17 protein-coding genes are annotated in these 22740 nt (G+C 56.6%); 14 read left to right on the top strand and 3 right to left on the bottom strand.

Annotated elements, in window-relative coordinates; all coding sequences use genetic code 11:
- Window positions 1-16: 16 nt before the first annotated feature.
- From nrdF to emrB, 8 genes are all read left to right on the top strand, one after another.
- Window positions 17-976, top strand: a complete 960-nt coding sequence (nrdF, locus tag MKZ79_RS18070; RefSeq protein WP_336144027.1) for a class 1b ribonucleoside-diphosphate reductase subunit beta — start codon at window positions 17-19, stop codon at window positions 974-976.
- A 359-nt stretch (window positions 977-1335) separates the two neighbouring features.
- Window positions 1336-2532, top strand: coding sequence for a glycine betaine/L-proline ABC transporter ATP-binding protein ProV (gene proV, locus MKZ79_RS18065; RefSeq protein ID WP_336144026.1), 1197 nt, complete (start codon window positions 1336-1338; stop codon window positions 2530-2532).
- Window positions 2529-3707 (top strand): glycine betaine/L-proline ABC transporter permease ProW, encoded by a 1179-nt coding sequence (gene proW, locus MKZ79_RS18060; RefSeq protein WP_336144025.1) that lies wholly within the window; start codon window positions 2529-2531, stop codon window positions 3705-3707. The genes proV and proW overlap by 4 nt, the downstream gene beginning before the upstream one ends.
- A 62-nt stretch (window positions 3708-3769) precedes the next feature.
- The gene (proX, locus tag MKZ79_RS18055) at window positions 3770-4759 is read left to right on the top strand and encodes a glycine betaine/L-proline ABC transporter substrate-binding protein ProX (RefSeq protein ID WP_336144024.1); all 990 of its coding nucleotides are present in this window, start codon (window positions 3770-3772) and stop codon (window positions 4757-4759) included.
- 235 nt (window positions 4760-4994) lie between these two features.
- Window positions 4995-6179, top strand: coding sequence for an MFS transporter (locus MKZ79_RS18050; protein WP_336144023.1), 1185 nt, complete (start codon window positions 4995-4997; stop codon window positions 6177-6179).
- Window positions 6180-6652: 473 nt separating this feature from the next.
- Window positions 6653-7195 (top strand): transcriptional repressor MprA, encoded by a 543-nt coding sequence (gene mprA, locus MKZ79_RS18045; protein ID WP_336144022.1) that lies wholly within the window; start codon window positions 6653-6655, stop codon window positions 7193-7195.
- 132 nt (window positions 7196-7327) lie between these two features.
- On the top strand, window positions 7328-8488 hold the full coding sequence (gene emrA / locus MKZ79_RS18040) for a multidrug efflux MFS transporter periplasmic adaptor subunit EmrA (protein ID WP_336144021.1): 1161 nt from the start codon (window positions 7328-7330) through the stop codon (window positions 8486-8488).
- A gap of 17 nt (window positions 8489-8505) precedes the next feature.
- Entirely contained in the window at window positions 8506-10041 is a 1536-nt protein-coding gene (emrB, locus tag MKZ79_RS18035; RefSeq protein ID WP_336144020.1) for a multidrug efflux MFS transporter permease subunit EmrB, read from the top strand.
- A gap of 55 nt (window positions 10042-10096) precedes the next feature.
- On the opposite strand, the gene MKZ79_RS18030 is transcribed toward emrB, so the two are convergent.
- Complete coding sequence (locus MKZ79_RS18030) at window positions 10097-11122, bottom strand: tRNA/rRNA methyltransferase (protein ID WP_336144019.1); 1026 nt, start codon at window positions 11120-11122, stop codon at window positions 10097-10099.
- 243 nt (window positions 11123-11365) lie between these two features.
- Here MKZ79_RS18030 and trxC point away from each other — a divergent pair, with 243 nt between their 5' ends.
- Together trxC and MKZ79_RS18020 are read left to right on the top strand one after the other, a co-directional pair.
- Window positions 11366-11785 (top strand): thioredoxin TrxC, encoded by a 420-nt coding sequence (trxC, locus tag MKZ79_RS18025; protein WP_336144018.1) that lies wholly within the window; start codon window positions 11366-11368, stop codon window positions 11783-11785.
- An 85-nt stretch (window positions 11786-11870) separates the two neighbouring features.
- Entirely contained in the window at window positions 11871-12563 is a 693-nt protein-coding gene (locus tag MKZ79_RS18020; protein ID WP_336144017.1) for a tRNA-uridine aminocarboxypropyltransferase, read from the top strand.
- Window positions 12564-12619: 56 nt separating this feature from the next.
- On the opposite strand, the gene MKZ79_RS18015 is transcribed toward MKZ79_RS18020, so the two are convergent.
- Window positions 12620-14965 (bottom strand): hypothetical protein, encoded by a 2346-nt coding sequence (locus MKZ79_RS18015; RefSeq protein WP_336144016.1) that lies wholly within the window; start codon window positions 14963-14965, stop codon window positions 12620-12622.
- A gap of 641 nt (window positions 14966-15606) precedes the next feature.
- Here MKZ79_RS18015 and MKZ79_RS18010 point away from each other — a divergent pair.
- From MKZ79_RS18010 to MKZ79_RS17995, 4 genes are all read left to right on the top strand, one after another.
- Window positions 15607-16398: a YaeF family permuted papain-like enzyme gene (locus MKZ79_RS18010; protein WP_336144015.1), complete on the top strand. Its 792-nt coding sequence runs from the start codon at window positions 15607-15609 to the stop codon at window positions 16396-16398.
- A 72-nt stretch (window positions 16399-16470) separates the two neighbouring features.
- A complete protein-coding gene (locus MKZ79_RS18005) occupies window positions 16471-19113 on the top strand; it encodes a bifunctional acetate--CoA ligase family protein/GNAT family N-acetyltransferase (RefSeq protein WP_336144014.1) in 2643 nt (880 codons plus the stop codon).
- Window positions 19114-19227: 114 nt separating this feature from the next.
- Window positions 19228-20583, top strand: a complete 1356-nt coding sequence (gene pssA / locus MKZ79_RS18000; protein ID WP_336144207.1) for a CDP-diacylglycerol--serine O-phosphatidyltransferase — start codon at window positions 19228-19230, stop codon at window positions 20581-20583.
- A gap of 42 nt (window positions 20584-20625) precedes the next feature.
- Window positions 20626-20946 (top strand): YfiM family lipoprotein, encoded by a 321-nt coding sequence (locus MKZ79_RS17995; protein ID WP_336144013.1) that lies wholly within the window; start codon window positions 20626-20628, stop codon window positions 20944-20946.
- On the opposite strand, the gene MKZ79_RS17990 is transcribed toward MKZ79_RS17995, so the two are convergent.
- Entirely contained in the window at window positions 20943-22247 is a 1305-nt protein-coding gene (locus tag MKZ79_RS17990) for an MFS family transporter (RefSeq protein WP_336144012.1), read from the bottom strand. The genes MKZ79_RS17995 and MKZ79_RS17990 overlap by 4 nt on opposite strands.
- Between the last annotated feature and the right edge of the window lie 493 nt (window positions 22248-22740).

Below are 22740 nucleotides of genomic sequence, written 5' to 3'. Positions count from 1 at the left end.
CCCGGAAGAGATCATAATGAAACTAAAACGAATTCAGGCTGTTAACTGGAACCGGATCGAGGATGAAAAAGATCTGGAGGTGTGGAACCGCCTGACCGCGAACTTTTGGCTGCCGGAAAAGGTGCCGCTCTCTAACGATATTCCTGCCTGGAACGGCCTGAGCCGTGAAGAGCAGCTGCTGACGATCCGGGTTTTCACCGGCCTGACGCTGTTGGATACCGTGCAGAATAGCGTCGGCGCGCCGGCGCTGATGGCGGACGCGCAGACGCCGCACGAAGAGGCAGTAATGTCTAATATCAGCTTTATGGAGGCGGTACACGCGCGCTCCTACAGCTCAATTTTTTCCACGCTCTGCCACAGCGACGATATCGACGCTGCGTATGAATGGAGCGAAAATAACGTTTATCTGCAGCGAAAAGCCGATATCGTGCTGGAACATTATCACCATGACGATCCGCTGAAGAAAAAGATTGCCAGCGTGTTCCTGGAATCCTTTCTGTTCTATTCCGGTTTTTATCTGCCGATGTACTGGTCGAGCCGCGGCAAGCTGACCAATACCGCCGATTTGATCCGCCTGATTATCAAGGATGAGGCGGTACACGGCTACTATATCGGCTATAAGTATCAGAAAGCGCTGGAGAAAGAGAGCCCGGCCAGGCGCGAGGAGCTGCAGCAGTTCGCCATCGAGCTGCTGCTGGCGCTGTATGAGAACGAGCTGGCCTATACGGCGGAGCTGTATGACGGTCAGGGCTGGAGCGAAGAGGTCAATAAGTTCCTGCATTACAATGCCAACAAAGCGCTGATGAATCTGGGCTACGAAGCGCTGTTTCCGGCGGAGCTGACCGATGTCAATCCGGCCATTCTCGCCGCGCTGTCGCCCAATGCCGACGAAAATCACGACTTCTTTTCGGGCTCCGGCTCTTCCTACGTGATGGGAAAAGCCGTGGATACCGAAGACGAAGACTGGGATTTTTAAAACGCAGCGGGCGATTTATTCGCGATCGCCCGCCGTTTTTATTGATTACCCGTTCAATTAAAATATTCTGAATCTGTCCGTACGCTTATTTGTAATTAATTCCGCCATCGCCGGCATGAAATTCACTGTCAAAACTGCTTTTTCGCAAGAAATATCGCACTTTTTTCCCACCGTAAATTCCCCGCTTATCCCTTACCCTCTCTGGCATTAGCGGAGATGCGCGTCTCACCGCGAATTCCACAGAGCCGCGCAAAGGGTTGCCTCAGCTTGATAGTGTGTTAGGGTATAGGCCGCTCATATTTAACCAGGACCATTTGATATATAAGAAAGTTAACTCTCGTCAGGAATAAGAAAATTGCATGGCTATTAAATTAGAAGTTAAAAACCTTTATAAAGTTTTTGGGGAAAATCCAGACCGCGCCTTTAAGTACATTGAGAAAGGAATCAGCAAGGAAGCGCTACTGGAAAAAACCGGGCTTTCTCTTGGCGTCAAAAACGCCAGTCTGGCCATTGAAGAAGGCGAGATATTCGTGATCATGGGCCTTTCCGGCTCCGGCAAGTCTACCATGGTTCGCCTTCTCAATCGTCTGATCGAACCCACTCGCGGCCAGGTCATTATCGACGGCGTCGATATTGCGAAAATATCCGACAGCGAATTACGTCAGGTGCGCCGAAATAAAATCAGCATGGTGTTTCAGTCCTTTGCCCTGATGCCGCATTTAACGGTCTTAAATAATGCGGCGTTCGGCATGGAATTAGCCGGCGTCCCGCTGCAGGAAAGAGAAGAAAAAGCGCTGGAGGCGCTGCGTCAGGTTGGTCTGGATAATTATGCTCACGCTTACCCGGATGAATTATCCGGCGGAATGCGTCAGCGAGTGGGATTAGCCCGTGCGCTGGCGATCAATCCGGATATATTACTGATGGACGAAGCGTTCTCAGCGCTCGATCCCTTAATTCGTACTGAAATGCAGGATGAGCTGGTGAAGCTGCAATCGCGCCACCAGCGTACTATCGTCTTTATTTCCCACGATCTGGATGAGGCGATGCGTATCGGCGATCGCATCGCCATTATGCAGGGCGGCGAAGTGGTGCAGGTCGGTACGCCCGATGAAATTCTCAACAGTCCGGCGAATGACTATGTGCGCACGTTTTTCCGCGGCGTGGATATCAGCCACGTCTTCAGCGCCAAAGATATTGCCCGCCGTGGCGCCGGCGCGCTGATCCGTAAGGCGCCTGGCTTTGGCCCGCGCTCCGCCATCAAGCTGCTGCAGGATGAAGATCGCGAGTATGGCTACGTGCTGGAAAAGCAGAAATTCGTCGGCGTGGTTTCCACCGATTCGCTGAAGGCCGCGCTGGCTGCCGGTAACGGTCTGGATCAGGCTGTTCTGCCCTCGCCTGCCGCTATGCCAGCGGACACCTCGCTTAGCGATTTGCTGACGCACGTTGCGCAGGCGCCCTGCGCGGTGCCTGTCGTTGGTGAAGATAATCAGTATATCGGCGTCATTTCCAAAGGCACCTTGTTGCAGGCGTTAGATCGTGAGGGGAGCCAGCCATGAGCGCACAAACTACCGATCCGTGGCAGGCCGCGTCTGAAACCGCCACGCAGCCTGCCGCTGACGCAGCACACTCCGTCACCCAGCCGACCACCGACGCGGCCAGCGATCCCTGGTCCAGCGGCGCGGCGACAGCGCCAGACAATAGCGCGAACGTTTCCTCTTCCGGCGGCGCAGATGCCTGGGGAACGCCGGCTGGCGGTCATGATGCCGCAGCCAGCGGCAGCGATTGGCTAAGCGCCGCGCCTGCGCCGCAGCCGGAGCACTTTAACCTGCTCGATCCTTTCCATAAAACGCTGATCCCGCTGGACAGCTGGGTGACTTCCGGCATCGACTGGATAGTCTCTCATTTCCGGCCGGTTTTTCAGGGCGTTCGCGTACCGGTGGACTATATCCTCAGCGCGTTCCAGCACTTTTTGCTGGGGATGCCTTCGCCGATCGCCATCCTGTTGTTCGCGCTGATCGCCTGGCAGATGTCCAGCTTCGGTATGGGCGTCGCGACTTTGGTGTCGCTGGTAGTTATCGGCGCTATCGGCGCCTGGTCGCAGGCGATGGTGACGCTGTCGCTGGTGCTGACCGCGCTGCTGTTTTGCATCGTGATAGGTCTGCCGCTGGGCATCTGGCTGGCGCGCAGCGACAAAGCCGCCAAATTTATTCGCCCTTTGCTGGATGCGATGCAGACGACGCCCGCGTTCGTCTATCTGGTGCCGATTGTGATGCTGTTCGGCATCGGTAATGTTCCCGGCGTGGTGGTCACCATTATCTTCGCGCTGCCGCCGATTGTGCGCCTGACCATTCTGGGCATTAAGCAGGTACCGGCTGATTTGATCGAGGCCGCCGACTCCTTTGGCGCTAATCCGCGGCAGATGCTGTTCAAGGTGCAGCTGCCGCTGGCGATGCCGACCATTATGGCGGGCGTTAACCAGACGCTGATGCTGGCGCTGTCGATGGTAGTTATCGCCTCGATGATCGCCGTCGGCGGCCTGGGCCAGATGGTGCTGCGCGGTATCGGCCGTCTGGATATGGGTCTGGCGACCGTCGGCGGCGTCGGCATCGTCATCCTCGCCATCATCCTTGACCGCCTGACGCAGTCGGTAGGCCGCGACAGCCGCAGCCGCGGTTCCCGTCGCTGGTACGCCAGCGGCCCGCTGGGTTTGCTCACGCGCCCGTTTAAGTAGTTCCCCTTTCTGGCGGCGCATTCCGCCGCCAGCCTCGCCATAAATAAGAAGAAGGAATCACTATGCGTAAAGCACTGTTAGCCGCCGCATTGACCTCGCTGGCTCTGCCGACGTTCGCCGCCGACCTGCCGGGCAAAGGCGTTACCGTTAAGCCGGTACAGAGCACCATCACCGAAGAGGCTTTCCAGACGCTGCTGGTGAGCCGCGCGCTGGAGAAACTGGGCTATACCGTCGAGCAGCCGAGCGAAGTGGATTACAACGTCGGCTATACCTCGCTGGCTTCCGGCGACGCCACTTTTACCGCCGTCAACTGGCAGCCGCTGCACGACGATATGTATAAAGCCGCAGGCGGCAACGCGAAGTTTTACCGTCAGGGCACTTACGTGCAGGGCACGGCGCAGGGCTATCTGATCGATAAAAAAACAGCGGAGAAATATCACATCACGCGTCTCGATCAGCTGAAAGATCCGCAGCTGGCTAAATTGTTCGACAGCAACGGCGACGGCAAAGCGGATATGACCGGCTGTACGCCGGGTTGGGGCTGCGAAGCGGTCATCAATCATCAGAATAAAGCCTACGGCCTGAGCGCCACCGTGGAAGCCAATATGGGCAACTACTCCGCAATGGTGGCCGATACACTGGCGCGCTATCGCCAGGGCAAGCCGATCCTCTATTACACCTGGACGCCTTACTGGCTCAGCGACGTGCTGAAACCGGGCAAAGATGTGGTCTGGCTGCAGGTGCCTTTCTCTTCGCTGCCGGGCGCGCAGAAAGATGTCGATACCAAACTGGCCAATGGCGCTAACTACGGCTTCCCGGTGAACACGATGCATATTGTCGCCAACAAAGCCTGGGCGGAAAAAAATCCGGCGGCGGCGACGCTCTTTGCTGAAATGAAGCTGCCGATTGGCGATATCAACGCTGAAAACGCCGCCATGCACAATGGTCAGGCGTCGGAAGCGGATATCAACCGCCACGTCGACGGCTGGATCAAAGCGCATCAGGCGCAGTTCGACGGCTGGATTAAAGACGCGCTGGCGGCTGCTAAATAATATTTAACGGTTGGCCACGGCGCCGACCAGCAAGCGGAACGGCTCGCCTTCGCCGTCAGGGCGCGAGCCGTTTCGCTTTCGCGCCAGGTTGCCTTGCGTTTCAAAGGATAACGTCGCCTGTTTTCAGAAAGCTTCAGGTGATGAAAACCGGTTCACTTTGTAAATAATCCTGTAAATAAAATAGTTTTTCAGGTTACTATCCAGATATCCTTCTTTTAAATTTCTGATTATCACCATGAAATCCCCTCAGCAAGGCCTTAGCGCCACCCTCGTTGCCTTGATGTCGATCGCCACCGGCCTTTCCGTCGCCTGTAACTATTATGTGCAGCCGTTGCTGGAGACCATTGCGCGCACCTTTGACCTTTCCGTCAATGAAGCGGGCTTTATCGTGACTACCGCCCAGCTTGGCTATGCCGCCGGTTTACTGCTGCTGGTGCCGCTGGGCGATATGCTGGAGCGCCGGGCGCTGATTGTGGTAATGAGCCTGCTGGCGGCGGGCGGCATGGTGATCACCGCCCTTTCCTCCAGCATTGGCCTGATGCTGTTGGGAACGGCGCTGACCGGGCTTTTTTCGGTGGTGGCGCAGATTCTGGTGCCGCTGGCAGCCACGCTGGCCGCGCCGGAGAAGCGAGGCAAGGTAGTCGGTACGGTAATGAGCGGCTTGCTGCTGGGCATTCTGCTGGCGCGCACCGTGGCGGGCGGCATCGCGCAGCTCGGCGGCTGGCGCACCGTTTATTGGGTCGCCAGCGGCTTAATGGTGCTGATGGCGCTGGCGCTGTGGCGCTATCTGCCGCGCTATAAGCAATCGGTGCCGCTTAACTACCCGCAGCTGCTGCGCTCGATTTTCACGCTCTACTTCACCACGCCGGTTTTAAGAGCCCGCGCGGTGATCGGCTGCCTGGCGTTCGCCAACTTCAGTATTTTATGGACTTCCATGGCCTTTCTGCTGGCCTCGCCGCCCTACGGCTTCTCTGAAGGCGGCATTGGTCTGCTTGGGCTGGTTGGCGCAGCGGGCGCGCTGGCGGCGCGTCAGGCTGGCTCGCTGGCGGATAAAGGCAAAGCCCGCCTGACCACCACCATCGGCCTGCTGATTATGCTGGCCTCGTGGGCGATTACCGCGCTGGGCGGCCAGTCGCTGACGGCGCTGATTATCGGCATTATTCTGCTCGATCTGGCCGTTCAGGGTGTGCATATCACCAATCAGAGCGTGATTTATCGCGCCATGCCGGAAGCGCGTAATCGTCTGACCGCAGGCTATATGACCAGCTACTTTATTGGCGGCGCCGCAGGTTCGCTGCTGTCGGCCACCGCTTATCAGCATGCCGGCTGGTATGGCGTCTGCGCGGTAGGCGCTTTCATCACCGTACTTAACCTGTTGAGCTGGTGGCGCGGCTCGCGCTACGAGCTGGCGGCGGATTAACCTGCCGCTAACGTATTGCAACACTTTCAGCGCCACTGGCCTGTTAAGCGTTTACACACTCTGGTATGGTTAGCCTTATACTTATTCAGTTTGGTTATTTTTTCGCATGAAACTATTAAATTCTTAACGATACTGAATCCCTTGTTACGCGGGTGCGCTATCAGGAATTTTCTGAATAGTTTGCACCCATAAAAGCAGAGCGGCGGCTGATTATCACGCGTCGTCAGCAACCGGCCTTTATCGCCGGTTGCAGATTAGGGCTACGACGCTCTCGCCCGCTTTGCCGCTTTCGCCCAACCTCAGCGTTCGGGCCTTGCAGGCAGAACCTGCAGCAGCGCCCCATTTCGGCGCTGCATAACGCCCTGGGTCAGGGAATGACCCGGACATGACAGATGGCGCGCCGGAAAATCCGGCCGACCATGACTTTATCGCCGTCGTTACGATGCCAGTTGCAACTTATGAGGTTCCCCCAGATGGAAAGTTCGTTTACCCCTATTGAACAGATGCTGAATTTTCGCGCTAATCGCCAGAAGGATTTCCCTCTGCAGGAGATCATGCTGACGCGCCTGTGCATGCATATGCAAAGCAAGCTGCTGGAAAACCGCAACAAAATGCTCAAGGCTCAGGGGATTAACGAGACGCTGTTTATGGCGCTGATTACGCTGGACGCGCAGGAAAACCACAGTATTCAGCCTTCAGAACTCAGCTCCGCGCTGGGATCTTCCCGCACCAACGCGACCCGCATCGCCGACGAGCTGGAAAAGCGCGGCTGGATTGAGCGTCGCGAAAGCGATAACGATCGCCGCTGTCTGCATCTGCACCTTACCGAGAAAGGCAATGAGTTCCTGCGCCAGCTGCTGCCGCCGCAGCATCAGTGCCTGCAGCTGCTCTGGTCCGCGCTCAGCCCGGCAGAGAAAGGCCAGCTGGAGGGAATCACCCGCAAACTGTTGACTCGTCTGGATAAAATGGACGAAGACGAAACGGTGGCGGCGCTTTCTCGTCAGGATTTCCAGTAATAGCATATTGTGCGACACAACTTGCGCCGCTTATCGCTATTTTAGCGGCGAAACAACCGATGCCAGCGCTAACGCGCTGGCATTTTTAAATCCGGAACCGGCCGGATCGGCAGGATGAATGTGGAGAACGTCATGAGTGCAGAAGCACAGCAGCAGCCTGTAAATAAAAAGAAAAAGCGTAAAGGCGCGTTAATCGTGCTGGCGATTATCTTCGCCATCGCCGGCATCGCCTGGCTGGCTTACTGGTTTATCGTGCTGCGTCATTTTCAGGAAACCGATGACGCCTATGTGGCGGGCAATCAGGTGCAGGTGATGGCGCAGGTGTCGGGCAGCGTCAATAAGGTCTGGTTTGACGATACCGATCGCGTACGCAAAGGCGACGTGCTGGTCACGCTGAATAAAACGGACGCGGAGCAGGCTTTCGAAAAAGCGCAGACCGCGCTGGCCACCAGCGTTCGCCAGACGCATCAGCTGATTATCAACGGCAAGCAGTATCAGGCGACGATTGAGCTGCAGAAAACCGCGCTGGCGCAGGCGCAGGCCGACCTCAAGCGTCGCGAACCGCTGGGCGCCGCCAATTTGATTGGTCGCGAGGATTTACAGCACGCCCGTGACGCCGTCGCCACCGCTCAGGCGCAGCTGGACGTGGCGGTGCAGCAATATAACGCCAACCAGGCCGCCATCCTGAATACCTCGCTGGAGAATCAACCCGCGGTGAAACAGAGCGCGGCCGAGCTGCGCGACGCGTGGCTGGCGCTGCAGCGCACTGAAATCGTCAGCCCGATCGACGGTTTCGTTTCCCGCCGCAGCGTGCAGGTTGGCTCGCAGATCGCCACTACCACGCCGCTGCTGGCCATAGTGCCGGAGAAAAATCTCTGGGTGGATGCCAACTTCAAAGAGACGCAGCTGGCCGATGTGCGTATCGGCCAGCCCGCTACCGTCACCAGCGATATCTATGGCGACGAGGTGGTTTATCACGGCAAGGTTGTCGGGCTGGATATGGGAACCGGCAGCGCTTTCTCTCTGCTTCCCGCGCAGAACGCCACGGGCAACTGGATTAAAGTGGTGCAGCGCCTGCCGGTGCGCATCGAGCTGAATCCCGACGAGATCGCGCGTCATCCGCTGCGAATTGGCCTGTCGACGCTGGTTAAAGTCGATACCAGTAATAAAGATGGCAGCGTGCTTGCCAGCAGCGTGCGGCAGAAACCCGCCTATGAGAGCGACGCGCTGGCGCTGGATCTGGCGCCGGTCAACCAGCTGATCGCCGATATTATTCATGCAAACGCGGGCTAAACGCGCGGGAGGCTGTTATGGCACAAAAACCGCTTGAAGGCGCCCCGCTGGTTCTGATGACCATCGCGCTGTCGCTGGCGACCTTTATGCAGGTGCTGGACTCCACCATCGCTAACGTCGCCATTCCGACTATCGCCGGCAATCTGGGCGCCTCGAACTCGCAGGGCACTTGGGTTATCACCTCGTTCGGCGTCGCCAATGCGATTTCGATCCCGATTACCGGCTGGCTGGCGAAGCGCGTGGGCGAGGTGAAGCTCTTTGTCTGGGCGACCGCCGCTTTCGCCGTGGCCTCGTGGCTGTGCGGCGTCTCTAATAGCCTGGGGATGCTAATTTTCTTCCGCGTGGTGCAGGGCCTGGTGGCCGGCCCGCTTATTCCGCTTTCGCAGAGTTTGCTGCTCAGCAACTATCCGCCCGCGAAGCGCAGTATAGCGCTGTCGCTCTGGGCGATGACGGTTGTGGTCGCGCCTATCTGCGGGCCGATTCTCGGCGGCTGGATCAGCGATAACTACCATTGGGGCTGGATATTTTTCATCAACGTGCCTATCGGCATCGCGGTGGTGGTTCTGACGCTGCAGACGCTGCGCAACCGGGAAACAGCGACGGCCATTCGCCCTATCGATACGGTCGGGCTGGTGCTGCTGGTGGTTGGCGTCGGTTGCCTGCAGATGATGCTGGACCGCGGCAAAGAGCTGGACTGGTTTAGCTCGCCGGAGATTATTACGCTGACCATAGTCGCCGTTGCGGCGCTGGCGGTGCTGCTGGTCTGGGAGCTGACGGACGACCATCCGATTATCGATCTGTCGCTGTTCAAGTCGCGGAACTTTACCATCGGCTGCCTCTGCATCAGCCTGGCCTATATGCTCTATTTCGGCTCAATCGTGCTGCTGCCGCAGCTGCTGCAGGAGGTTTACGGCTATACGGCAGCCTGGGCCGGACTGGCTTCCGCGCCGGTCGGCATTTTGCCGGTGATCCTCTCGCCCATTATCGGTCGTTTCGCTCATCGGCTCGATATGCGCAAGCTGGTCACCTTCAGCTTTATTATGTACGCGATCTGCTTCTACTGGCGCGCATGGACGTTTGAGCCGGACATGGATTTCGGCGCTTCGGCCTGGCCGCAGTTTGTGCAGGGCTTCGCCGTGGCCTGCTTCTTTATGCCGCTGACCACCATTACGCTTTCCGGTCTGCCGCCGGAACGGCTGGCGGCCGCTTCCAGCCTGTCGAACTTTACGCGTACGCTGGCGGGATCGATCGGTACCTCGATTACCACTACGATGTGGACCGATCGCGAGGCGGTGCATCACAGCCAGCTTACGGAGTCAGTGAACGCTTACAATTTTAACTCTCAGGAGATGTACGCCAAACTGGAGCAGCTGGGAATGAGCCACGAGCAGGCTTCGTCATGGATTGCGCAGCAGATTACCAATCAGGGGCTGATTATCTCCGCTAACGAAATTTTTTGGGCTTCTGCCGGCGTCTTTCTGCTGCTGCTGGCGCTGGTGTGGTTTGCTCGTCCGCCGTTCAGTTCCGGCGGCGGCGGCGGCGGCGCACACTGATTTTAAAAAAAAACGGGCCGCGATGGCCCGTTTTATTTTGTCGTCGACAGCGCGCTTAAGCGTTCTGACGCCACCATTCCGCCAGCAGAATGCCGGTCGCTACGGAAACGTTAAGGCTTTCCACATTGCCGGTACCGCCGATAGAGACGCTGAGGTCGCCCTGCTCCAGCGTGCTCTCGGACAGCCCTTCGCTCTCCTGACCCAGCACCAGCACCATTTTCGCCGGCAGCTCAACTTCTGAGAGCAGCTGACCATGATGGCTGGAGGTGGTCACGATGGTGTAGCCAGCGCGACGAAACGCATCCAGACCGCCAGCAAAGCTCTCGCCGCTGATCGCCTGCACATGTTCCGCGCCGCCTTCGGCCGTGCGCACCGCCGCGCCGGATTCCAGCAGCGAAGCGTCCTGCACCAGCAAAGCTTTCGCGCCGAAATGCGCACAGCTGCGCATAATGCCGCCCAGGTTATGCGGGTTGCCGATATCTTCCAGCGCCAGCACGCAATCTTTCGCCGGCGCCTTCGCCAGCCACTCGCGCACCTGCATCCCGGAACGCTTTTTGATCAGGAAGCAGACGCCGCCGTGATGCTCGGTGCCGGAGGCTTTCGCCAGCTCCGCTTCGTCCACCACATGGTAGGCTTTGCGGTTAGCGGCCATCCACTTCAGCGCGTCACGGAAACGCGGCGTCACGCTCTGTACAAACCAGGCGCGCACGATGCAGTCTGGACGGCTCTGGAACAGCGCCTGACAGGCGTTTTCGCCATAGACGCGCGTCTCTTCCAGCCGCTGACGGCGGATTTGCTCCGGATCGATATAGCTTTTGCCGCTGATGCCGCCGTGATCGGGTTTATCATCCACCGCGGACGGCGCGCGGGAAACCGTGCGCCACGGCGAAGCGCCTGCTGCGTCGCGATCGCGCCCGCCACGCGGCTTACTCTCTGTACTACGTGAAGAACGGCGGTCACCGTCCGGACGTGGCGCGCCTTTACCTGTACGAGGATTTCCCCCGCGCGGGCTGCTCTCATCATCGCCGCGGACATACATCACTTTGACTTTACCGCTTTTACCTTTAAATTCGTCGTTCATTTTCCCTCCACCTGGCTGAGCGCGAAGCGCGCAGATTACCTGATGTGGCACCGCTTAGCTATTAACTTCCGGCAAAAGGCCGGTTTTCCCCGCTCCGCCTGCGCTTTACGACGCCGTATGAGTCACTACCTATTATACCCATTGAATAAATCTCTTTGTTGCCGCTCGCAAGGCGAACCATAATTACCGCTACTTAATCAAATTAAAGTAAGTAAAGCCTTACTGCTACTACCGAGGTGTACCATGAATACGGTTTGTGCTTCATGCCAGGCGACCAACCGCGTGCCGCCGGAACGTATCGACGATGGCGCGAAATGCGGACGTTGCGGCAACGAGCTGTTTGATGGCGAAGTCGTTAACGCCACTACCGCGACGCTGGATAAATATCTGCAGGACGATCTGCCCGTCGTGGTGGATTTTTGGGCGCCGTGGTGCGGCCCTTGCGTCAACTTTGCACCGGTTTATAAAGAAGTGGCGCAGGAGCGCGGCGGCCAGGTTCGCTTCCTGAAGGTGAATACCGAAGCCGAACCGGAAATCAGCGCCCGTTTCCGTATTCGCAGCATTCCGACCATTATGATCTTTAAGCAGGGCCAGATGGTGGATATGCTCAGCGGCGCAATGCCTAAAGCGCCTTTCAGCGAATGGCTGGATGAAAATCTTTAAGTCGACTCAGAGGTCAGGTTCGCCTGACCTCTACAGTTTTCGCCTTGTTTCTGCCAGAATAGCTTTTTCCCCCAGATAAATTCCCATGACCGAAAACGCCGTTCTTCGCCTGCGCGCCGAGCGCCTTGCGCGGGCTACCCGCCCTTTTCTTGCTCGCGGCAATCGCATTCCCCGCTGCCAGCGCTGTCTGCTGCCGAAAAAAAATTGCCTGTGCGCTACGCTGCAGCCGCAGCCGGCCCGCAGTCGCTTCTGCCTGGTAATGTTCGACAGCGAGCCGATGAAACCCAGCAATACCGGACGGCTGATTGCCGATATCCTGCCGGATACACAGGCTTACGGCTGGTCGCGTACCGAACCCGATCCCCGCCTGCTGGCGGCGGTCAAAAATCCTGACGTGCAGCCGCTGGTGGTCTTTCCAGCCTCTTACGCCGATGCCGATCGGCCGATTTTGCATACCCCTCCGGCAACCGGTAAGCCGCCGCTTTTTATTATGCTCGACGGCACCTGGACCGAGGCGCGTAAAATGTTCCGCAAAAGTCCGTGGCTGGACGCGCTGCCGGTGATGTCGCTGGCGCTTAGCCGTCCTTCCAATTATCAGCTGCGCGAGGCGCATGGCGAAGGCCAGCACTGTACGGCGGAGGTCGCGGCGGAGCTACTGCTGCAGGCTGGCGATACCGCAGCGGGCACGGCGCTGTTTCAGCATTTCGACCTGTTCCGCCAGCGCTATCTGGCGGGCAAGCCGCATCATCCTTCGCACCAGCAAGCCGCCGACAAATAAAAAAGGCGGCCCGGTTAAGGGCCGCCAGCAGGCAAATAACGGATAAAGCTCGCTGATTAGTTCACTTTGTCCCAGGCTTCACTCCAGTACAGTCCGGTGCCTGGCGCATAGGCCCAGGCCGCGCCGGCGCACCAGCCGGTGAAAGGATGTCCTTTACAGCTGTAGACGCCGCCAGCCGCGCTGACTTTGTCGCCAGCTTTATAGGCTGTGCCTTCCACATAGGCCGGATAAGTCGGCTTATCGGGAACCGCCGGCGTATCCGGCTTCTCTTGTTCCGTTACCGTCAGCACGGCGGTCGCTGTCGCCAGATACTGCTGGTTATTGGCTGAAGCCTCCAGATGGAGCTGGTAGCTGCCCGCCGCGAGCTGCTGCGTCTCCAGGTTAAAGGTGGCCTGACTGCCGGTAGCCACCGTCTGTTCGCCGCGTTTCAGGCTCCAGCGCCAGCTGTCGGCGTCGAAGTTCGCCTGGCTGGTGAAGGCCAGCGTTTCGCCTTTTTCCGCGCTGGTTTTACCGGAGATTTTTACTTCCGCTGGCAGCACGGTGACGGTGACGATTTTGCTGTCGGTAGCGCCGTGCGAACCGGTTACGGTGAGCTGGTATCGGGCTTTACCTGTCGCGCCAGCCGGGAAGGCCGCACGCACCACAGGCTGCCTGATCTCCTGCACGACCGGGCCGGAAGCGACTTCCTGTAAACCGAAAGCGCCGTTGCCTTCCATGCTTCGCCAGACCATCTCTTTGCCGGTACTGCGGCTGCCGTCCAGATTGCGGATGGTCGCACTGTTATGGCGAGCCACTATGCTGAAATCTTCCGGCACCACGGCGATCGGCACCAGCTTCTCTTCATTCTGCGCTTCCTGTATATCCTGAACACGGACATGAGCTCCCTGAGCATCGACCCGCAGCAGCGTGATACGTTTGCCGGAGAGCGTGTCATCGATGGATTTACCCGGCATCAGCGGAGCGTCATTCATGCCGCCTGCGCTGCCTGGCGTGGTGTCTACAAGCTGATTGGTGACGGTACTGCTATTAAAAGTAGCAATACGAACAATGACGCCGTGAACGAAAGGACTGTCTGACGGCCAGTTTTCAAAACCCGCTGCCGCCTGACGATATTCCAGCGTCAGGTAGCTGCCGTTTCTGCGCAAAATGCGCAGAGCTTTCAAATGGCTTTCATCAGATTTGTCAAACAGCGGCGTCAATGTATAGTCGCCTGACTTTGTGACCAGCGGGAACTGATTATCCGTCAGCCAGCCAGCATAGAGCGCATAAGGCGCGGGATAAAGACGACGGCCTCCACCGTTCATCGTATCGGAAGGATCGCCTACAGTAGTATTGCGACAGTTGCCGTCAATCTGCACAACGCCGCTGCTGTCTACGCCGCAGCCTTCCAGCGAGGTAGCGTGAGGTGCGCCCAGATTATGGCCAAATTCATGCTGCCACATCCAGTGACGATTGCCGGCGTTATTGCTGATAATCCAGTTGCCCGGCCTGGCCGCGAGCCCTGCCCAGCTGCAGGGCGTTGACGGCATATCGACGAATGTATAGTTATAGCCGTTAGTATTAATCCCTTTTTGCTTCGCCAGCTCTCTTACTCTGTTCACAAACGCGGCGCCAGTCGGACAAGTCGCCGGGCGCGGGCCGAGATTAATATCGGTAACCGTGTCGCCTGTAAGCGTTAATTTGCCATGAGAAGAGATCGCTACCGCGCTGGCAAGCGAGCTGGTGTCGCTGCCTGAACCAAAAACTGCGTCCTGTACGCTTTTTAAATCCATTGCCGCCCGGTCGCTGTAGTGAGTATGGATCAGCAGCACTTTTCTTTCGCCTGTGACCGGGCGTTTAGTCAGGATATCAGGCGCGCTAAATTGCCAGGATACGTTGTCGGCATTGCTGGCGGCAACCATCCTCAGACGGTTACCGCTATATCCCAGCACTTCATTCCGGCCCAAATCGTTACGATACTTATTCACCAGACGATAAACTATGCCTGGTGCGGAAGAAGCTGCATTCGCTGGAATTTGCCAGGAGCGCTGGGAGGTATAGCCGCTGCCGCTGCACTCCATTATAGTTGGCGTGGAAGTTGTGCCGCCCGTCGTGCCAAGACAATATTCTTTATCGCGCCCCGCTAATGCCTGATTCGTGATTTTCAGATAGCCACTCATAATGGTAGAGAAAGACCAGAGCTGGCGATTACTATTAGTACAGGTTGCGAACATGACATTTTGATTGTCAGATTCTAAAGTCAGGCACTGCTCGTTGCCCATCGTGACGTTTTTTATGGTGGTATAATCGCTGCTGAATACGCCAGGCACCGTATCATGCTGCTGCGACAGCATGGCAGGCGTCAGCGCAGTAGCGTGCCTGAGGTGCGCGAAAACGGGCGCTGGCGACAGAGATAGCGCCATCAGCAAACAAAGCTTTTTTTTATAAGGAGTTAACTGTTTTTCCATTGAAGAAGATTCTTTCACCGGTTATCCGAAGCGTTTCGGGGTTATTATTTAAGCGCTATCTGACGCTCGCCTTTTATTCTGCCGCCTGACGCCAACCTTTTTATTATCCATAGCAAGCAGTACAATCTTCTTTTCAGGATGAAAGAAGAAAGACGACAGAAATGAAAATGCGCCGTAAAATTTAAATACAGGTAGCAGGCAGTGCGTTTTTAAAAAAAAGCCCGACCATTACAGAAAATAAAACGGCGCATTCAATCCCACTCTACAAAAGCTTGCTGGCGTCCCATCTGCTTTTCGCGTTAATTATCCGCACGCCTCTTTTAAAGGCAATTGCAATAATTACCGCCATTTTGGCAATAATTAATTCGTTCCAGTCGACTAAAAAAAATCAAACAATCAATTATCAAATTGATATCTTTATGCTCACAAAAAAAATAGAGCGGGCTTATAAAAGCCTTTTTTATATAAATAAAGCGTCAATCAGAAAGGTATCAGCATTCCCATTATCAGTCTGCCTGAACAGTTACTGACGGCTTTTTATCTCCTGCCAGGTCAGGTATTATCTTTTGCTGCAAAAATTATCAGGGAAGATAAACATGAAATTCGCGGCAGTGATGCTGCTGGGTTTGCTGTTGAGTGGATGCAGTATGGATGTGGCGAAAACGCATCCGGCCCACCAGCTTAAATTCCAGTCAATACGAACTTCCGGCATTGATACGGTAAAAATAGTAAGCACACACTCTCTTTTTCCGGGCGATATTCTGCTTTCCTCATCCACTTCGCTGACGTCGCTCGGTATCCGGCTGTTCAGCTTTAGCGGCGTTAGCCACGCTTCTTTGTATGTGGGAGATAATCAGATAGCGGAAGCCGTGGGAAAAGGCGTCAAAATTATCACGCTGGAAGAAGCTATCGCCGAAAGCAACAATCTGCTGGTTTTGCGCAAGCAGGATCTTACCCCGGCGCAATCCCTGCTGATCAGGGAGTATGCGCTGGCTCATCTGGGTGAAAAATATAACTATAAAGGGATAGTGATGTTCACCCCTTTTATGGCGACGCGGCGTGTGTGCGAACTGCCTTTTCTTAGCGCCTCAGCGCGGGATGGATGCCTGCGGGCGCTGGCGACCGTGCAGCTTTCTGCTGAGATGCCAGGTGCCGATAGCGAAGCCTCCAACAGCTTCTTTTGTTCGCAGTTTGTGATTTCGGCATTTATGGCCGCCGGCGCGCCGCTCTTCAGCGGTGAAGCGCAGTGGATAAGCCCCGCTGACCTGCTGCATATGCGCAACGGCGATGTCGCCTCTTATCAAATTCCGCAGAAGCTTGATTATGTCGGCCATCTTAAACGCTGGAATTTGGCTGACATTCTGAGCTTCAGAAAATCTGTCGAATAATCACGAATCGAACACGGCGTTTATCGGCGGAGAGGACTAGAATCGGGTTATCTTTCTGTACAGGAGCTGAAGATGAGCCAACGAGGGCTGGAAGCGCTGTTACGTCCAAAATCCATTGCGGTTATCGGCGCTTCGCCGCGCCCGGAACGCGCGGGTTATCTGATGATGCGCAACCTGCTGGCGGGCGGCTTCAGCGGTTCCGTACTGCCGGTGACGCCGAAGTATAAAGCGGTTTGCGGCGTAATGGCCTGGCCGGATGTCGCCAGCCTGCTTTTCGCGCCGGATCTGGCGGTAATCTGCACTAATAGCCGGCGCAATATCGCCCTGCTTCAGGCGCTGGGCGAGCGCGGCTGCAAAGCCTGCATTATTCTCTCTTCGCCCGCCAGCCAGCATAAGGAACTGCAGCAGTGCGCCGCTAAATGGCAGATACGCCTGCTTGGCCCCAACAGCCTGGGGCTGCTGGCGCCCTGGCAGGGACTGAACGCCAGCTTTTCGCCGGTGCCGATCTATAAGGGCAAGCTGGCGTTTATCTCGCAGTCCGCCGCTGTTTCCAACACGATTCTGGACTGGGCGCAGCAGCGCCAGCTCGGGTTTTCCTGGTTTATCGCGCTCGGCGACAGCCTGGATATCGACGTGGACGATCTGCTCGACTTTCTGGCCAGAGACGGCAAAACCAGCGCCATTTTGCTTTGTCTGGAACAGTTAAGCGACGCGCGGCGCTTTGTGTCCGCAGCCCGCAGCGCCGCCAGAAACAAGCCGGTGCTGGTGATCAAAAGCGGACGCTCGCAGCAGGCTCGGCAGCTTCTGGGCGCGCCCGGCGGTATGGACGGCGCGTGGGACGCGGCTATTCAGCGCGCCGGCCTGCTGCGGGTGCAGGATATGCACGAACTTTTTTCCGCCGTGGAGACGCTCAGCCATATGCGGCCGCTACGCGGTGAACGGTTGATGATTATCAGCAACGGCGCCGCGCCCGCTGCACTGGCGCTCGATGCGCTGGACGCCCGCGGCGGGAAGCTGGCGAAGCTGAGCAACGAATTACTGGCGGCGCTGAAGGAGTGCCTGCCGGAAGAGTGCCAGCCCGGTAATCCGCTGGATTTGAAAGATGACGCGACCGCAGACCGCTATCAGCAGGTCGTTTCGCTGCTGCTGGCAAGCCAGGATATTGACGCGCTACTGGTGATTTATGCGCCCAGCGCCGTCGCGCCCGCCACGCTGACCGCACAGCGTCTGATAGAGACAGCGGCAAAGCATCCGCGAGGAAAGCAGATAGCGCTGTTGACCAACTGGTGCGGGGAGTTTTCCGCACCGGAAGCGCGTCGCTATTTCAGCGAGGCCGGCATTCCCACCTACCGTACGCCGGAAGGCGCCGTAACCGCGTTTATGCATATGGTGGAATATCGGCGTAACCAGAAACAGCTGCGTGAAACGCCTGCGCTACCCGCCGATCTGGCGATGAACACCACCGAAGCCCATCAGCTAATCCAACAGGCGCTGGCAGAAGGCGTAACCACGCTGGATACGCACGAGGTACAGGGTATTCTGCAGGCTTACGGCCTGACTACGCTGCCAACCTGGATCGCCAGCGACAGCGCGGAGGCTGTACAGATAGCCAGCCAGGCGGGCTATCCGGTGGCGCTTAAGCTGCGCTCTCCCGATATTCCTCATAAATCGGAGGTTCAGGGCGTTATGCTCTATCTGCGTTCGGCGGGAGAGGTGCAGCAGGCGGCGGAAGCTATTATCGATCGCGTCAAGCTTGCCTGGCCACAGGCGCGGATTGACGGCCTGCTGGTACAGAGCATGGCCAATCGCGCTGGTGCTCAGGAGCTGCGCATAGTGATGGAGCAGGATGCCGTATTCGGGCCGGTGATTATGCTGGGCGAAGGCGGCGTGGAGTGGCAGGCGGAACGACAGGCCGCCGTCGCGCTGCCGCCATTAAATATGGCGCTGGCGCGCTACCTGATTATTCAGGCCATCAAAAATGGCAAGATCCGCGGCCGCAGCGCCCTTTCTCCGCTGGATATTTCCGGCCTAAGCCGGGTGCTGGTGCAGGTTTCCAACCTGATTGTGGACTGTCCGGAGATCAGGCGGCTGGATATCCATCCTCTGCTGGCGGCAGGCGAGACTTTTTCTCTGCTGGACGTCACCATGCAGCTTGCGCCTTTCGACGGCGATGCGGAAGCGCGACTGGCTATTCGTCCCTATCCCCATCAGCTGGAGGAACGCACACAGCTAAAAAACGGCGAAGCTTTGCTGTTTCGTCCTATCCTGCCGGAAGATGAACCGCTGCTGCAGCAGTTCATCGCCAGGGTGACCAAAGAGGATCTTTACTATCGCTACTTTAGCGAGATCAACGAGTTTACCCATGACGATTTGGCTAACATGACCCAGATCGACTACGATCGAGAAATGGCGATCGTTGCGGTGCGTCAGGACGAGATCGTCGGCGTGACCCGCGCTATTTCTGACGCCGACAACATAGATGCGGAATTCTCCGTGCTGGTGCGTTCTGATTTAAAAGGACTTGGCCTGGGCCGCCAGCTGCTGGAAAAGATGATCGGTTATACCCGTCAACATGGTCTGCAGAAGCTTAACGGCATCACCATGCCAAATAATCAGGGCATGATAGCGCTGGCGCGCAAGCTGGGCTTCAGCGTGGATATCCAGCTTGAGGACGGGATTGTTTCGCTGTCGCTGACGCTGCAGCCGGTCGGGTAATGTCTGGAAACGTAAAACTGCCCACATCCCGGCTGACTAATGGTAATATTGACAGTTATGGTGATGATTTTAAGGCAAAAGGCCATTCTATGAACAGAGAAGAAACGCACTGTGATGCTGTCTAAATTCAAACGCAACAAGCACCAACAGCACCTTGCGCAACTGCCAAAACTGTCTCAGTCGGTTGCCGATTTCACCACGCTTTACGCGCCTGCGGATTTTCGCCGGACGCTGCTGGAAAAAATAGCGTCCGCGACAAAGCGTATCTGTCTGGTAGCCCTCTATCTGGAAAACGATGACGGTGGCCGTACCGTTCTTTCCGCGCTTTATGAAGCGAAGCGTCGCCGTCCCGAACTGGATATCAGAATTCTGGTCGACTGGCATCGCGCCCAGCGCGGTCGTATTGGCGCCTCGCGAGGCGCGACCAATGCGGACTGGTATTGCGAAATGGCCGAGCAAAACGCCGATATCGCTATTCCGGTTTATGGCGTGCCGGTCAACACGCGTGAAGCGCTCGGCGTGCTGCATCTGAAAGGCTCGGTTATCGACGATACGCTGCTCTATACCGGCGCCAGCCTGAATGATGTCTATCTGCATCAGCACGAGCGCTACCGCTACGATCGCTACCAGCTGATTACCAATCCCACGCTTGCCGATACGCTGCTGAACTGGATCGATACGAATCTGATTCAGGCCGAGGCCGTTCATCGTCTCGATCAGCGCGAACGGCCGAAAAGCCCGGAAATCAAAAACGAAACGCGCCAGTTCCGCCAGGAGCTACGCGGCTTCGATTACGATTTCATCGGTAATGCTAATAATGAACAGCTGTCGGTCACGCCGCTGGTTGGCCTGGGCAGGCGCAGCCTGCTGAATAAAACCATCTATCATCTGATGCCCTGCGCCGAGCAAAAGCTGACGCTGTGTACGCCTTATTTCAACCTGCCCGCGATTCTGGTACGCAATATTATCTGGCTGCTGCGCCGCGGCAAAGAAGTGGAAATCATCGTCGGCGATAAGACCGCCAACGACTTCTATATTCCTCAGGATCAGCCGTTTAAAATTATCGGCGCTCTGCCCTATCTGTATGAGATCAATCTGCGGCGTTTTCTCAGTCGTTTACAGTATTACGTCACCAGCGGTCAACTGACCGTGCGGCTATGGAAGGATGGCGAAAACAGTTATCACCTGAAAGGCATGTGGGTGGATGATGAGTGGATGCTTATCACCGGTAACAACCTTAACCCGCGCGCCTGGCGGCTCGATCTGGAAAACGCCGTACTGATTCACGATCCGCTGCAGGAGCTGGCCGAACAGCGTGAGAAAGAGCTGGCGCTGATTCGTGAGCACACTACGGTAGTGCAGCATTATCGGGATCTGGAAAGCATTGCGGATTATCCGGTTAAGGTCAGAAAGCTGATCCGTCGGCTGCGGCGTATCCGCATCGACAGGCTTATCAGCCGTATTCTGTAACACAGCTATACTCAGCCCTGTAACTCTTACAGGGCTTTTTTTATGCGCTTACTCTCCGTTTTCCTCCTGCTTTGCTGCTCCGGCTGTAGCCATATGGCGCAGGACAGCTGGACCGGCAAGGACAAGGCCGAACATTTCTTCTCTTCCGCTTTTCTCTCTGCCGCCGGCGCCGCTTACGGTGAGCGCCAAAACTGGTCAGAGAGCCGTAGCGCCAATTTTGGACTGATGTTCAGCGTCGGCCTGGGCGCCGGAAAAGAATTCTATGACAGTCGGGAAGCGGGCTCGGGCTGGAGCTGGAAAGATTTCAGCTGGGATTTGGCCGGCGCTGCCGCCGGCTATACGCTCTGGCAATCGGCGCGCTAAAGCTTCATTCCCTGACCTCTTTTATGCAGCAGCAGCGAAACAAGGAAAGCGACAGCGCCCATTGCAGAGACATACCAGAAAAAGCTGTTCTCGTTGCCTGCCGCTTTAAGTGATAAAGCCACATATTCAGCCGATCCGCCAAACAGCGCGTTGGCAACCGCATAAGAAAGGCCGACGCCAAGCGCCCGGACTTCAGGTGGAAACATCTCCGCTTTCAAAATACCGCTGATTGAGGTGTAAAAGCTGGTAATAACCAGCGCCAGCATGACCAGAGCAAAAGCGACCCAACCGCTCTGCACACTCTGTAATAACGTCAGGATCGGCACGGTACAGATCGCCGCCATGCCGCCAAAGATCAGCATCGATCCTTTACGCCCGATCCTGTCGGACAGCGCGCCGATGAAAGGCTGGATCAGCATGAAAATAAACAGCGCGGCGGTCATCAATGCGCTGGCGGAACGGGCATCCATACCGGAAGTATTTACCAGGTACTTCTGCATATAAGTGGTGAAGGTGTAAAAACTTAACGAGCCGCCAGCAGTGAAGCCCAACACCATGATAAATGCGCGACGATGTTTCCAAAGCCCTTTCAGTGAGCCGGCATCCTGATGCGCACGGCTCTTTCTGTCTGACGTTTCATTCAGCGATCGCCGCAGATAAAGCGCGACCACGGCAAGCAGCGCGCCCAGCGCGAAAGGGATGCGCCAGCCCCATGCGCGCAGCTCTTCATCAGACAGAACTTGCTGCAGTACGACCACGGTCAGCAGCGCCAGAAGCTGGCCGCCGATTAACGTAACGTATTGAAAAGAGGCGTAGAAACCTTTCTTCCCCTCAATTGCGACTTCACTCATGTATGTCGCACTGGTGCCATACTCCCCGCCCACGGAAAGTCCCTGAAACAGACGAGCCAGCAGCAGTAGCGCAGGCGCCCAAACGCCAAGCGTGGCATAACCGGGCAGGCAAGCGATGACCAGCGAGCCAAAACACATCATACAGACGGAGATCAGCATGGATGTTTTGCGCCCGTGTTTGTCACCAATATAGCCAAACAGCCAGCCGCCAACCGGACGCATCAAAAAACCGGCGGCAAATACCCCTGCCGTCTGCAGCAGCTGCGTGGTCGCGTTACCTGTCGGGAAAAAAATATGGGCAAAATAGAGCGAGCAAAATGAGTAAACGTAGAAATCAAACCACTCGACCAGATTGCCGGAAGAAGCGCCGACAATAGCCCAGATACGCTGGCGTGTGGTGATCTCAGAAGCTTTGGCAATTTCTGTTTGTGATGATGCGGTATTCAACATAATTCCTCCTCGCAATTTCCCTGCTAATCATTAGCGCCGAAAGTGAAACAGCAACCAGCAGTAAACCGCACTACGAGAATGTTAAGAATATGTTTTTTTACCGGCTGAGGCTTTTGTGACAGAGATCGTTTTTTGGCGGTGAAAGGCAAAGATGAGGCGTAATATGCTGACCACAATTTTTTCGGCCCAAATGCAAAAAACCCCGATCGTGAGGTCGGGGTTATCGCGATTTGATGCCTGGCAGTTGATGAACTGACGTTCACCCTGCGGGCCGTTGCCCTGCAACGTTCAGACTGCGCCTCCCGGCTCGTCTGTCCCGGGCTCGCGTGGGGAGGTTTTACCCGCGCCCAAACGCAAAAAACCCCGACCGTGAGGTCGGGGTTATCGCAATTTGATGCCTGGCAGTTCCCTGGGCCCGCACGGGGAGGTTTTACCCCGCGACCACAACGGAAAAAGGCCCCGCGCATGCGCACGGGGCCTTTCCTTATTTGAT

The organism is Erwinia sp. CGal63 (genome assembly GCF_037026505.1).
Taxonomy (GTDB): Bacteria; Pseudomonadota; Gammaproteobacteria; order Enterobacterales; family Enterobacteriaceae; genus Erwinia.
Note: the sequence above shows the minus strand (reverse complement) of the source record. Positions and strands in the feature narration are given on the sequence as shown.